The 13,120-nt window shown below is 61.3% G+C and carries 9 protein-coding genes; 4 read left to right on the forward strand and 5 right to left on the reverse strand.

Annotation, left to right across the window (positions count from 1 at the left end):
* Window positions 1–185 precede the first annotated feature (185 nt).
* Genes cuyB through ACZYTC_RS23895 form a run of 3 tightly spaced genes read right to left on the reverse strand, consistent with a single transcriptional unit; the run spans window position 186 to window position 3,161 of the window.
* Entirely contained in the window at window positions 186–920 is a 735-nt protein-coding gene (gene cuyB / locus ACZYTC_RS23885) for a cysteate racemase (RefSeq protein WP_434961107.1), read from the reverse strand.
* Window positions 917–2,293: a dicarboxylate/amino acid:cation symporter gene (locus tag ACZYTC_RS23890; RefSeq protein ID WP_488990699.1), complete on the reverse strand. Its 1,377-nt coding sequence runs from the start codon at window positions 2,291–2,293 to the stop codon at window positions 917–919. The genes cuyB and ACZYTC_RS23890 overlap by 4 nt, the downstream gene beginning before the upstream one ends.
* A 4-nt stretch (window positions 2,294–2,297) precedes the next feature.
* On the reverse strand, window positions 2,298–3,161 hold the full coding sequence (locus ACZYTC_RS23895; RefSeq protein WP_488990700.1) for a substrate-binding periplasmic protein: 864 nt from the start codon (window positions 3,159–3,161) through the stop codon (window positions 2,298–2,300).
* Window positions 3,162–4,025: 864 nt separating this feature from the next.
* On the opposite strand from ACZYTC_RS23895, the gene ACZYTC_RS23900 reads away from it, so the two are divergent.
* The 4 genes from ACZYTC_RS23900 to ACZYTC_RS23915 all read left to right on the forward strand — a co-directional run bounded on the left by ACZYTC_RS23900 (window position 4,026) and on the right by ACZYTC_RS23915 (window position 10,826).
* A complete protein-coding gene (locus ACZYTC_RS23900) occupies window positions 4,026–5,207 on the forward strand; it encodes an efflux RND transporter periplasmic adaptor subunit (RefSeq protein ID WP_488990701.1) in 1,182 nt (393 codons plus the stop codon).
* A gap of 4 nt (window positions 5,208–5,211) precedes the next feature.
* On the forward strand, window positions 5,212–8,382 hold the full coding sequence (locus ACZYTC_RS23905) for an efflux RND transporter permease subunit (RefSeq protein WP_488990702.1): 3,171 nt from the start codon (window positions 5,212–5,214) through the stop codon (window positions 8,380–8,382).
* 285 nt (window positions 8,383–8,667) lie between these two features.
* Window positions 8,668–9,387, forward strand: coding sequence for a response regulator (locus ACZYTC_RS23910; protein WP_434961102.1), 720 nt, complete (start codon window positions 8,668–8,670; stop codon window positions 9,385–9,387).
* The gene (locus ACZYTC_RS23915) at window positions 9,384–10,826 is read left to right on the forward strand and encodes an ATP-binding protein (RefSeq protein ID WP_488990703.1); all 1,443 of its coding nucleotides are present in this window, start codon (window positions 9,384–9,386) and stop codon (window positions 10,824–10,826) included. The genes ACZYTC_RS23910 and ACZYTC_RS23915 overlap by 4 nt, the downstream gene beginning before the upstream one ends.
* A 179-nt stretch (window positions 10,827–11,005) precedes the next feature.
* Here the strand turns inward: ACZYTC_RS23915 and ACZYTC_RS23920 are convergent, their stop codons facing one another.
* Window positions 11,006–11,446 (reverse strand): hypothetical protein, encoded by a 441-nt coding sequence (locus ACZYTC_RS23920; RefSeq protein ID WP_488990704.1) that lies wholly within the window; start codon window positions 11,444–11,446, stop codon window positions 11,006–11,008.
* Between the two features lie 662 nt (window positions 11,447–12,108).
* Window positions 12,109–13,074: an ABC transporter substrate-binding protein gene (locus ACZYTC_RS23925; RefSeq protein ID WP_488990705.1), complete on the reverse strand. Its 966-nt coding sequence runs from the start codon at window positions 13,072–13,074 to the stop codon at window positions 12,109–12,111.
* Window positions 13,075–13,120: the final 46 nt, after the last annotated feature.

Consider the following 13,120-nt stretch of genomic DNA (forward strand, 5'->3'; position numbering starts at 1 on the left):
ATTCTCCAGCCAACAGGCCTCGGGGTGGCAGCGTCGTTCTCACGGCCAGTGCGAAGGCCTTCGATGCGCCGCGAGCCATGGACCCGATGAGACCGGCGGCAGCGCATACGCATAAGCCTTTGTCGCCCGGCAAAATGGCTTAGTGGCCTCGGGTCTCCGTCGAAAACCTCAGACATCCGGGCCCCTCACATGGCGGCATTGCGCCTGCGATCTGGATTGCGAAGTCGTTGAACACAGGTCAGGGCCAAGGCTCGCGAGGCGTCGATCACCAACATGCCCTCCGGCACCATGTCCTCTGCCGCGATGGGAAGTTCCGTGCAGGCGAGAATGGCTGCCTCCAGTCCGTCTTCCCGGCAGTGCTCGAAGGCCGCCGCGCAGGCGAGTTTTGCCTGTTTGAGGTTGCCCAATTTCACCTGCCGGATCGCATCATCGACGGCGTCCTGGAAAGCCGGCCCGATGGGGTTGCGGCAAGCGATGCCCGCCTCTTGCAGGCGTTGCTGGTAGAACCCCGAATGCAGGGTACCTCGGGTTGCCATGACGGCCGCCTTGTTCCCCCTGTACTGGCGAAGCAACGCGTCGATTGCCGCGTCGGCGATGTGAATGATCTCGGCCCTGGAGCCTTCGGACAGGGCGTCGTACCAGTGATGGGCGGTATTGCAGGCGATGGCGATGATTTCGACATCGAGGCTGTTGAGCATCTCGACCGCTTCGATCAGCCAGGGCAGTGGCTTGTCATTGCCCTCGCGGACCGCCCCTGAACGGTCCGGTATCTGTGGCACGCTCAAGATTGCCATGGAGATATGGTCGGCATCGTTCTCGGCAGGAACCGCGTCGATCGTCTTGCGATAGAAGTCCGCGGTGGCAAGAGGGCCGAGACCGCCAACGACACCGAGACGGGGTCGCAGGAGCCGGCCGGTCATGCTGCAGCTTCTGCTTTGGGCAGGTTGAGCGCGTACTCCTCGCTGTCATCGACCGGATGCTGGGCCAGGTCCTTGGGCGCGATCGCGGCCGTCGCCGCGGCGATCGTCGATACGATCGTCAGCGTCCGCATGGTGTCGGTCAGCGCGTCGATGGTGAGAAACAGCACGAAGGGGGCTTCGAAGGGCAGGTTCAGATGGGCGCACAGGATGGCCATCTGCGATAGCGTTACCGCACCGCTCATTCCGGCAGTGGTCAGGCCGACCAGGATCGAAGCACCGGCGATGTAGACGTAATCGCTCGTGCTGAGCGAACGCCCATAGAGCTGGGCGATGAACAACGAACCGCAGACGAACAGCATGATGGGCCCGGCGCGCAACATGGTGACATGAAGCGGCACCAGCATTTCCACCACGATGCGGTTGAAGCGCAGGCGCTCGCCGACAAGGCTGATGATCCAGGGGATGCTCGCCGTGCTGGAACGGGTCGCGATGGCGATCATGAACAGGGGCTGATGGGCCTTGAAGGTCGCCCACAGGCTCTCGCCGCTGCGAAACCAGACCACGAGCAGCGACAGCATCATGATGATGCCCGTTGCAATGGCGAAGGTGGCGATGAAGCCGACCATCAGCATCAGCGGCTCGACACCGGTCAACGCGGTCTGGCTGGCGATGATCGCGAAGGAGGCGAGGGGCAGCAGGACGTTGAACCAGCCCGTCATGATCAGGCAGGCCCGGTAGATCGTCTCGAGTGCATTGGCGAAGCTGACGGAGGTGGCTGCGGGGACGCGGCCGATGCCGATGCCGAACAATATGCAGAAGACAAGCACCTGCATGGTATTGCCCACCGACAGCGAATTGAAGATGTTGCTGGGTATCAACTCCAGCAGGCCAGAGAAAACGCCTTCGTTCGAGGGCGTTTTGCTGGGCGGCGCCAGCGTCATCTGCAGGTCCGTGCCGATGGTCCCTCTGCTGTTGAGCACGGTGCCGAGCTCGATGCGTTCCTGCACGTCGGTAATCACGCCCGGCTTCAGCAGCAATGTCACCATGCCCGTGATCGCGACCGTTGCCACGGATATTACGACGATCGCCAATACAACCCTGGAAAGATAGGCGGCAGTTTGCGGATCCCGGGTCATCGACTTGATCGCGAAGACCGTCGCCGACACGATCAAGGGCAAGACGACCATCTTCAACAGATTGAGATAGGCGTCGCTGATCGGGGCGAGGGACTTGGCGAAATCCGGAAGATACGCGCCGCAGAGGGCACCGAGGATCACCGATGCGATGACCGTCCAGGGCGATTGCGAGATGCGCCGCAGGCCGACATTCCAGGTCGACAGTTTATGTTCGCTCGAAACGGACACGGAACTCATGACGTCAGGCCTTGTGCAGGTAGCGGTCCACCAGTTCGTCGGCCGTCATGGGCTTGTCGCGGCCGGACAGCTCGAGGAACAGATTGATGAATTCCAGGAGATGGGGGGAACCTCGGCGCACGCCGATCGCGATCGTGTCAGTGAGATCGGTCAAGGTAACGGATCGCGCCACAATGCTGAGCGACGGGTCCTCGTGCAGCAGCCGCTTGATTTCCAGATCGTCGCGGTAGGCCGCGTCGACGCGGCCGTCTCGCACTGCCGCGACCAGTTCCTGCCAGGCCAGGAAAGTGCGCACCTTCGCCTTGGTGAAATTGGCTCGCGCATAATATTCGAACGATGATCCGGCGATTACGCCCAGCTCGCCATCGAAGGAGCGCACGACTTCCTCCGGCTGCCGCCCATTCGAGAGGACCGCGAAGCGGACCCGATTGATGATCAGGGCATGGCTCAGTCGGGCATAAGGGTGGGAATAACTGATGTTTCGTGCCCGATTGAGGGTGCGGCTCAGCTTGGCGACGACGATGTCGGCGCGGCCCTGCTGGATGAGCGCAACCGCGCCATCGAAAGTGGAAGGACTCCGGTCGAGGACCAGCTGCACGCCGAGGGCGTCAGCAAGTTGCTGGCTGGTGTCGGCATCGATGCCCTGCGACCTGTCGTTGCTTCCTCCGAAGAATGGCAAGGATTGGAAACCCGGCATGGCAACGACGAGGGACTTGCGTGCCAGAATTTCGTCGATGTCTCCGGCCAACGGCGTTGTTACGGGAGGCATGTCGGGTTGCTCGGGTTGCGTTGCTGCGGCAACCGGCGATACGGCGAGAATGGGTGCTGCCAGAAATAGAACACGCCTGCTGATCATGATGCTGTGCAATCCCTAAAAGAAAAAAGACTCGCATCCAATCTTAATAAGCAACTAAATCGAGGAATTCGTCGCATAACAGTGCGTCGCCTTATCAAGCTACACTACATTCCCACCCCGATATTGAGTCCACAAACGGCGCGCGCCATATGGCTTGAGCAAAAAATTGCTTTCGGCTCAGTCGAATACATGTTGAGAGAGAATTGTCTGCCCAATCTTCCGGACGTTGACGTCATCCTTTCAATACGAAATTCTCAAGCCCCGCATAACACTGTAACTGAATAATTCATGCAGAATTATACCCAGACTAGCTGCGGATGACCTTAGATGGTGTTCTGATTTTTACAAGGTACCGCAACGACAAAAGTTTCCTCAGGAAAGAGCTAGCCGCATCTTCTTATGCTTTCTGCCGGCGCTTCATGCCCTAAGGTTATATTCTGTTCATACCATACGAAATAAAAATAGATTTGATTTCATAAAATTTGAATCAACATATATGTTAAATTGTTTATATATTATCTACTAAACGAACAAGTTCAATTTTAGATGATGCTGATAGTTATGGTTTAATTTTTACTTCTTAAAACAAGATTATTTGCCGCGGAAACGAAGAAAAAACCAAATCTTCGATCCAGCGGACATGAGTCACCCTCTAAATGGTGGCTGTCTTGGCTCGACGGACGTCATCGATACCCCCAGGCAAAAGATACCGGCTTTGTCGCAAATTGTGCAACGCAGCAAACCGGGTACATCCTTCGACAATCTGCCCCCTTGATCGGCACACTTTCAAGACAGGCCTCAATCAATCTGGCCCCCGATAAAGGCGCTCCGGCAGCAGGCGGAACGTCGGCAGCACGCATGGCGCGGAGCACGGACTTGAAGAATATAAAGGCAATCACAGGGCTGGCCGGCCTGACGATCCTGGTGGGCATGAGCGCCGCCGGATGGAGCCTCTATCAGGCACGGGCGGCCGTGACGCCGGCATCCATCCGTCCCGCACCCGCGGTCGTCGTCTCCCAACCCCTGCAAATGCGTGTCGCCGACACACAGGAATTCGCCGGCCGCTTCCAGGCCAGTGCGATGGTCGAGATCAGGGCACGGGTGCCAGGCTATCTGGATGCCATCAATTTCGAAGACGGACAATTGGTCGAAAAAGGCCGGGTACTCTTCGTCATCGACCAGCGCACCTATCAGGCCTCGCTCGACATGGCCAACGCCCAGCTGAAGAGCGCCAGGGCGCAGGCGGAGCTGGCCGGCCAGGAACTGGACCGGGCCCGTCAACTGGTCGGCACGGCTGCCGTCTCGCGCTCAACGCTCGACCAGCGCCTGCAACAAAAGGCAGCGGCCGACGCGGCGATCGAGACGGCATGGGCCACCCTGCGCCGGGCTGAACTGGATCTCGAATTCGCAACCATTCGAGCCCCCATTGCCGGACGGGTCTCCAACCGACGGCTGGATGTCGGCAGTCTCGTCTCCGATAGCGGCACGGTTCTCACCACTATAGTGGCGCTCGATCCGATCGACTTCATCTTCGACATGAGCGAACGGGACTTCCTGCACCATGAGCGTGTCATGAAGGCAGGAGCCATGCCGTCCATGCGCGACAAGGGCGTTGCTGTCCAGGCCCGGCCGGATGGCGAGGCGGCCTGGTCCCATGGTGGCGTCATCAGTTTCGTCGACAACCGATTGGAGCCGGGCGCCGGAACCATCCGCGCCCGCGCCACGCTTCCCAATCCGAGCCTTTCCATCACACCCGGCCAATTCGGCCGGGTTCGCATGGCTGCTTCCGGGGACTATGCGGCGTTGCTGATCCCGGAGACCGCCATCCTCACCGACCAGGCAACCCGCATCGTGCTCAAGCTGGGAGCCGACAACACGCTGCAGGCCACCACCGTCGGGCTGGGTCCCAGCCGCCCGGATGGGTTGCGGGTGGTGACCAGCGGGCTCGGCCCCGACGATCGTATCGTCGTCAACGGCCTGCTGCGGGCCCGGCCTGGCCAGAAGGTCGCGCCCCAACCGGGCAACATCGCCATACAGACGGCCGGCCTCGCGGAGTAGACGGATGCGCATCGCCCATCTCTCGATCGATCGCCCGATCCTGGCGACGGTCATGTCCGTCCTCGTCGTGATCATTGGCGTGGCCGCCTATTTTACCCTGCCCTTGGCCCAATATCCGGAGATCGCCCCGCCGACGGTCGTAGTCCAGGCCCAATATCCCGGCGCTTCGGCCGAAACGGTGGGCGATACGGTCGCCGTGCCGCTCGAACAGGAGATCAACGGTGTCGAGAACATGCTCTACATGTCCTCGCAGGCGACCGGTGACGGCCAACTCACTCTCACCGTGACCTTCCAGCTTGGTACCGATCTCAACGAAGCCCAGGTGCTGGTGCAGAACCGCGTGGCCGTGGCGGAGCCTCGCCTGCCGGAGGAGGTCCGCCGCCTCGGCGTGACCGTGCGCAAGACCTCGCCGGATCTGCTGATGGTGGTGCAGCTCTTCTCCCCGGACGGCTCGCGCGATCCCTTGTATATGGCCAACTATGCCACGCTGCGTATCCGCGATGCATTGTTGCGCCTTGACGGCGTCGGCGATGTCCGCCTCGCCGCGTCCCGCGATTACGCCATGGTCGTGTGGCTCGATCCGGACAAGGTCTCGGCCCATAATCTTTCGGCAGGCGAGGTGGTGGCGGCCCTTCGGGCTCAGAATGTCCAGGTGTCGGCAGGGGTGATGAACCTGTCGCCGGTGCCGCGCCAGGGGGCCTTCGAACTGAATGTGGAAACGCTCGGGCGATTGACCGACAAGGCGCAATTCGAAAACGTCGTCGTGCGCACCGATGCTGAGGGACGCGTCATCCGCATCCGGGATGTCGCCCGCGTCGAGCTGACGGCACAGAGTTTCCGCGGCACGGCCTATCTCAACGGCCAACCAGCCCAGCCGATCCAGATATTCCAGCAACCCGGATCCAACGCCATCGAGACGGCCGAGCGCGTGACGGCGACCATGAAGCGTCTTGGCGCGGAGATGCCCGGCGGCCTGAGCTACGCCATTCCCTTCAATCCCACCGAATTCGTCGCGGAGTCGGTTCGCGAAGTCTACAAGACGATTTTCGAGGCCATCGGCCTGGTCGTCCTGGTGGTGCTCCTCTTCCTGCAAACCTGGCGTGCCGCCATCATTCCCATCCTCGCGATCCCGATATCCCTGGTCGGCACCTTTGCTGTCATGGCGGCGCTGGGCTATTCCCTCAACAATATCTCCCTGCTGGGCCTGGTGCTCGCGATCGGCATCGTGGTCGATGACGCCATCGTCGTGGTCGAGAATGTCGAGCGCCATCTTGCCGCCGGGCATTCGGCGCGAGAGGCCGCCCACCGCTCCATGGACGAGATCGGTGGCGCGCTAATCGCCATCACGCTGGTCTTGTGCGCCGTCTTCGTGCCCGCCGCCATGATGTCGGGTATTTCGGGTCAATTCTTCCGGCAGTTCGCCGTCGTCGTGGCGGCGGCCACCGCCATTTCCGCCTTCGTTTCGCTGACGCTGAGCCCGGCCCTGTGCGCGCTCTTGCTGAAGCCGCATACGGCCGAAGACCAGACGCACCGCCGCTTCCTGCCGATGCGCCTGCTCCACGGCTTCTTCGGCCTGTTCAACCGCGGCTTCGACCGCCTCTCCATTGCCTATGGCAGCATGACCCGGTGGCTCCTGCGTGTCAGTGTTCTCGTCCTCGTCGCCTATGCCGGCCTCGTCGGTTTCTCCGGCTGGCAATTTGCGCGCGCGCCAACCGGCTTCATCCCGGTGATGGACCAGGGCTACATCATCAATGCGGTGCACCTGCCGCCGGGTGCGGCCCTGAGCCGGACAGATGCGGTGATGAAGGAGGTCTCGCGCCGGCTCCTTGCCACGGAGGGCGTCGCAAATGTCGTGGCCATCGCCGGGCTGGACGGTGCCACCTTCACCAATGCATCCAGCAGCGGCATCGCCTTCACCATCCTGAAGCCCTATGCGGAGCGCGAGCGCCAGGGACTGACCACCGATCGGATCATCGGCTCGCTGCAAGCGCGCTTCGCCGATCTCTATGAAGCACGCATCATCCCGATCAAGCCTCCTTCCGTGCGTGGGATGGGCAATGCCGGCGGCTTCAAGCTGATGGTGCAGGATCGCAATGGCCAGTCGCCCCAGGCGCTGGAGGCAGCAGCGCAGCAGGTGCTGGCCGCCGCATCGCAGGCGCCCGGGATTGCCAACGCCTTCTCGCCGTTCAACACGGCTACCCCACGGGTCTATGCCGATGTCGATCGCATCAAGGCGCAGATGCTGGGGGTGTCCGCCGGAAGCATCTTCGAAGCGCTCGAGGTCTATCTGGGTTCGGCCTATGTCAACGATTTCAACATGCTCGGCCGAACCTTCCAGGTGCGGGCCCAGGCCGATGGGCGCTACCGCACGGATCTTACCTCGATCGGCAATTTCAAGATGCGCGGCGATGGCGGTGCCATGGTCCCGTTGAGCGCCGTTGCGACCTTCCAGGAGAAGTCCGGGCCCTATCGCATTCCGCGCTTCAACCAGTACCCGGCGGCGGAGATACAGGGCGCCGCGGCGGCGGGGACGTCGACCGGCACGGCGCTCGACCGAATGGAACAGATCGCGCGCGACAACCTGCCCGAAGGCTTTGGCTTTGAATGGACCGAGGTGGCTCTCCAGGAGCGGCTTGCCGGCAATACCGGCCTTCTGATCTTCGGTGCTTCCGTCGTCTTCGTTTTTCTGCTGCTGGCGGCCCAATATGAAAGCTGGACGCTACCGCTCGCCGTCTTGCTGATCGTGCCCGTGTGCCTGCTGTCGGCCGTGAGCGGCTTGCTGATCTTCGCGATGGACGTGAACATCCTGGCCCAGATCGGCTTTGTCATCCTGATCGGCCTGGCGGCCAAGAATGCCATCCTCATCGTCGAGTTCGCCCGCAAGGCCGAAGCGGAGGGGCTCGACCGTGTCGAGGCGGTGGTCCAGGGTGCCCGCATACGTCTGCGGCCGATCCTGATGACCTCGCTCGCCTTCATTCTCGGCGTGCTGCCGCTGTTCCTGGCGACGGGTGCCGGTGCCGAGATGCGGCAGTCGCTGGGCACGGCCGTCTTCTTCGGCATGATCGGCGTGACCGCCTTCGGCCTTGTCTGCACGCCGGTCTTCTATGTGCTGTGCCGGATGCTCGAAGGAGGAAGCCGCCGAAAACCTGTCACGACCGCGATCAAGGTTTCCTAGCCGAGAAGTCGATGTCTCCTCGAGGGCGAGGAAATTCTCGCCATCGAGTCCGGGGGCCGCGCGAGCGGCGAGATCTGCAGAATTCTGGCAGGCGCAGGAAAAGTGTCACAAGCTATGGCGCGATATCGGCCGGATACAATTCGATACAGTTCAAGTCGATTTGCCATCGCGGCCGGTCTACCCAGCCCGCTACGACGCCATTACAATGGAGAGTGGAACAGGAAGCGATGGATGCGGTACGAAGAACCTACCTTGTCCCGGTCGCCTTAGGTCGGAGTGTCATGCATGGAATCGGTGCCCCATATTGCGGTGGTCGACGATCATCGTGACATCCGTGACCTCGTCGGCAAATATCTCACACAGCATGGCTATCGCGTCAGCGTGGCCGAGAACGCGGCGGCGTTGCGGCGTCTGCTGGAACGCAATGCGCCCGATCTCATCATCCTCGACGTGATGATGCCGGGCGAGGACGGATTGAGCGTCTGCCGTCATCTGCGCAGCACCACGGTGGTGCCGATCATTTTCCTCACGGCCATGGTCGATGACACCGACAGGATCATCGGCCTCGAAATGGGGGCTGATGACTATCTCACCAAGCCGTTCAATCCGCGCGAATTGCTGGCGCGGATCAAGGCGGTGCTGCGCCGGGTCAACAGCCTGCCGCCCCAGCGCGGTGCGTTGAAGGCCAAGACCCTGCGTTTCGATCGCTGGCAGCTCAATGTCGGCCGCCGCGAGCTTGCTGGATCGGACGGTGTCGCCATCCCCCTGAGCACGGCCGAGTTCCGGCTGCTGACGGCCTTCCTCGACCATGCCGGCCTGGTGCTGAGCCGTGATCAATTGCTCGATCTCACGGTCGGCCGGGCGGCCGACACCTTCGACCGCAGCATCGACAACCAGGTCAGCCGGCTGCGCAAGAAGATCGAGTTCGATCCGAAAAATCCCATGCTCATCAAGACTCATTGGGGCGGCGGCTACAGTTTTACCGCGGAGGTCGAACAGGCATGATGACCTTGTGGCGGCGCAGCCTGGCTGCCCAGATCATCACATTCATGCTGCTGGCCCTGGCGGTTTCGCAGGGCATCGGCTTTCTCGTCTCTTGGGATGAGCGCGGCCAGGCCATGCGGGCGGCGGCCAAGGGGGAGTTCTTCAGCCGGGCGGCTTCACTCGCTTTGTCGCTGAATGCGACGCCGGACGCGGTCCATGGCGACATTCTTGCCGTTAGTGGCACGATTTATTCGCGCTTCTGGTTGTCCGACCAGGAGCCTGTCGATGCGACGGCCTGGGCCAAGGACGCCTGGGGGCGCCTTCACCAGCCACTCCCGCCTGCCAAAATGCCCGTCCATCCCAAATCGAACCGCGGCCCGGTGATCGCGGCCGTGCCGGACGCGCCAACCGGTGCTGCTTTTGCCAGCGAACCGGCCCGCTGGATGGAGATCGCACCCCAGTCCTGGCTGCTGGCCCGCCCGGCGAAGTTTCAATATCTCGACACCGCGATCGGCATGGGGCTGGCCGTCGAGCTCGATCGGGGGATGTGGCTCAACGCCGCCTATGCCAAGAACTATCACAACACCTTCTGGACCTCGCAATCGGCTCTCTCCCTCGGCATCACCGCCCTGGTGCTGTCAGTCATCGCCATATTGGTGGCGCGGGGCATTGCCCGGCCGATGCGACGCCTGGCGAGCGCAGCGGAACTGCTGGGGCGAGGCGAGGCCGTGCCGCCTTTGCCGGAGTCGGGCCCCGACGACATCCGGCAGACTGCCGAGGCCTTCAACCGCATGCAGGCCCGGCTGCAGCGCTTCGTCGAAGACCGCACCCGCATGCTCGCGGCCATCGGGCACGATCTGCGCACGCCGCTGACCTCGTTGCGCCTTCGAGCCGAATTTGTTTCGGACCCGGAGATCCAGGAAAAGATGCTCAAGACCATTGCCGAGATCCAGACCATGACGGAATCGGCACTGGCTTTTGCGCGCGAGCAGGCAACCGCCGAGACCACCCGCACCGTCGATCTCTCCGCCTTGGTGGAAAGCCTGTGTGACGATCTGGTCGAGATCGGCCAGAACGTTGCCTTTCTCGACGGCCCGAAGATCAGCTATCGTTGTCGCCCCGACGCCTTGCGGCGTGCCATCCGCAATCTGGTCGAGAACGCCGTACGCTATGGCGAGCGTGCTCGGGTAACACTGGCGCGCTCGGCGGAGAGTATCGACATCGTCGTCGAAGATGATGGGCCAGGCATCCCGGAGAATGCGGGCGAACAGGTGTTCGCTCCCTTCTTCCGCCTCGAGCATTCGCGCAATCGTGAAACGGGCGGGGTCGGCCTCGGCTTATCGATTGCCCGGGCTATCGCCCGCCACCATGGCGGTGATATCCGGCTCTTCAACCAGACCAAGGGATTGCGGGCAGTGATCGGTCTGCCGCTCGTCACTGCCCGCCGGGCCCGAGCGTGACTGCGCGCAGGCGTCAATGCCGTCGCGCTACGGTGCGTCTTCCGGTCGATACTACCATTACCCTAGCATGGACCCATGTCGTGGCTTTCAGAGCATGGGACGGTATGCCAACCTCTTCAATCGGCACGATAAGCGTGCGCCGTAGCTGCTGTGGCGTCTGGTGATTTGAGGGGCGCGCTTCAAATCGCAAGGGCGCAGGGCAGCTTGGCCGATTTGATGGACGACAGGTATATTTGGCGCGGTGTTGTCGCCGTCGGCGATGAGCCGGTGATTGTAGCGACTGAAATAGGACCGGTCGGGTCTTTTGCATGCGGATCCGGCGAGACGAGCAGGTTCAAGACGATGATCATGGGAATCGAGGCGATGACCAGGATATCGAAAAGCGTGCCGCCGGCGCGGCGATAGGCGATGGCAGCAGGGCCATCCAGTTGCTCATAGGCCGGGTCGCCGACAAAAGGCACCCCATCGTCGACGATCTTCGATCGCGTGGAAAAATCTGCAAAGGATGTCACGGTCCAGCCTCCAGTTGCATGGCATGACCGTAAGCACCGTTTGTCGCGTGACTTCGCCGGCTGGCCGGAGATTTGTCGAAAAGCTTGTGCCGGCGCGCCCTGTGACATTTGGATACCGTTGGGACCGCCCCTACGGATACTCGATCGGGCAGGTGCCATTCGCGATGTCATCAACGCTTCCAGTGTATCGCCGTCACGATCCCGTCGCTGCTAACGGCCCGGCATTGCCTGGCTCGGAGCTTGTCTCCGACGAGGCTCATTCTCCGAATGCCGCAAAAGCCAGGACACTTGCGCTCGCTCTGGTTTTAACAGGGCCCTGCGACACTTTCTTACAAAACAACCGGCTTCCCGACAAACTTGTGAGGCAGTTGCCAGCTATTATCAAAACAATGGCGATAAGGAATGTGCCGTTCGTTCGGTGATGGTTGATTAAAGGATCGGGCCGACGATTTTCTACGATCTGTCGATAAGGATGACTACTATCGGTATTCTAGAGTTATCTTCAAATCTGCTCTTCACAGTCGCACAAAATATTTATGGCAAGAGCGATACCAAATTTGCGAGGCAAAAATGAGCGATCAGATACTCACCGTCATTCTCCCGGCTGCAAAATATATCTATCCTGTTTCTGTAATCTCTTTCCTCTCGATCCAGATTTTAATCACCTATCGCTATTATACGGATTGATTCAGGCATTATTTCCATCTTCTGGTAGATTTGAGCAGAAGACGTTTCTCGGCCCGTATCGATGATACGGGCCGAGCGCGTTCCTAGGACGCGGTCCCTCGGAAATGGCGGATAGTTCCGTTGTCGACCACGAAGGATATGGCGCTCAGGTCGCGCAAATTGCCGTGTTCGTCGAACGTTATCGCGCCATAGGGCGTGTTCCAGCTGCAGGCTCGAATGGCCTCCCCAAGCTCGGCTCCGTTCAGCTCGGGAAAAAGAGCTGTTGCCTGCAGGGCGACCGTCAAGGCTATGACCGAAGTTGGGAGATATCCCTGGGCCGGCGCATCGTCACTCTCGCCCAGCAGGGCGGAGAGGATCTGGGTCGAGATGCGGCATCCCTCGGCCGCTCCGGATGCTCGTTGGACGAAACTGGGCGTATAGCAATCATCGCCAACGGATATCGTGCAACCGAGTTTCCGTTTTCTTGTTTCTCTCGCCACGTCGGCGCAGAATTCGTGAATTCCTGCAATATAGAGCGTAGAAACCCCTGAAGGTAACGCTGCAAGGCCGGCGTCGCCGGTGATTTCGATCAAAGCGGGCGCGTGACCTTTCGCTTCGAGCCGTTGCCGCAGTTCCGATGCTAGCGCCTGGCTATAGGTCTGGCGCTGAAAGCAGATTGCGGAGCTCTCCCCGGGGGGAGCGATCGCCACCATCGACTGCGCTGTCTGGCCGTCCGTGCCGAAAGCCCGCAATACCCCGGGCCAACCCTGGGGATTGAGGCGCGGGTGGCTGGTGGCCGGGGCAATGAAAGCCATGTTCCGTGCTGCGTAGACGGGAACGGCGGCGACGGCTGCGGCCGCACTGAGATGGCCGACGACGATGGGAACGCCGCTGTCGGCCATGCGTTGGGCGGCCCGCGCCGCCGCCTTTGGCTCGCGTTCGTCGTTCTCCCAGATATAGGACGCCTCGACGCCGAGCCAGGCCTTGGCCACCACGAAGGCATCGAGCAGTTCTTGCGTGTGAGCACCGCCGTCATTGGCGGACAGTCCGATGCGCAGATGCTTGTTCAAGAACAAAGTCCTCCGTGGCAGGAGATCGGGCGTCATGCGCCATCGA

It is taken from the genome of Labrys sp. F242 (assembly GCF_057813875.1).

What these genes read in the sequence shown, in the direction of transcription:
- ACZYTC_RS23910 (WP_434961102.1), top strand. Translation starts at nt 8,668, where the DNA reads ATGGAATCGGTGCCCCATATTGCGGTGGTCGACGATCATCGTGACATC.
- ACZYTC_RS23890 (WP_488990699.1), bottom strand. Translation starts at nt 2,293, where the DNA reads ATGAGTTCCGTGTCCGTTTCGAGCGAACATAAACTGTCGACCTGGAAT.
- ACZYTC_RS23905 (WP_488990702.1), top strand. Translation starts at nt 5,212, where the DNA reads ATGCGCATCGCCCATCTCTCGATCGATCGCCCGATCCTGGCGACGGTC.
- ACZYTC_RS23920 (WP_488990704.1), bottom strand. Translation starts at nt 11,446, where the DNA reads ATGTCACAGGGCGCGCCGGCACAAGCTTTTCGACAAATCTCCGGCCAG.
- cuyB (WP_434961107.1), bottom strand. Translation starts at nt 920, where the DNA reads ATGACCGGCCGGCTCCTGCGACCCCGTCTCGGTGTCGTTGGCGGTCTC.
- ACZYTC_RS23915 (WP_488990703.1), top strand. Translation starts at nt 9,384, where the DNA reads ATGATGACCTTGTGGCGGCGCAGCCTGGCTGCCCAGATCATCACATTC.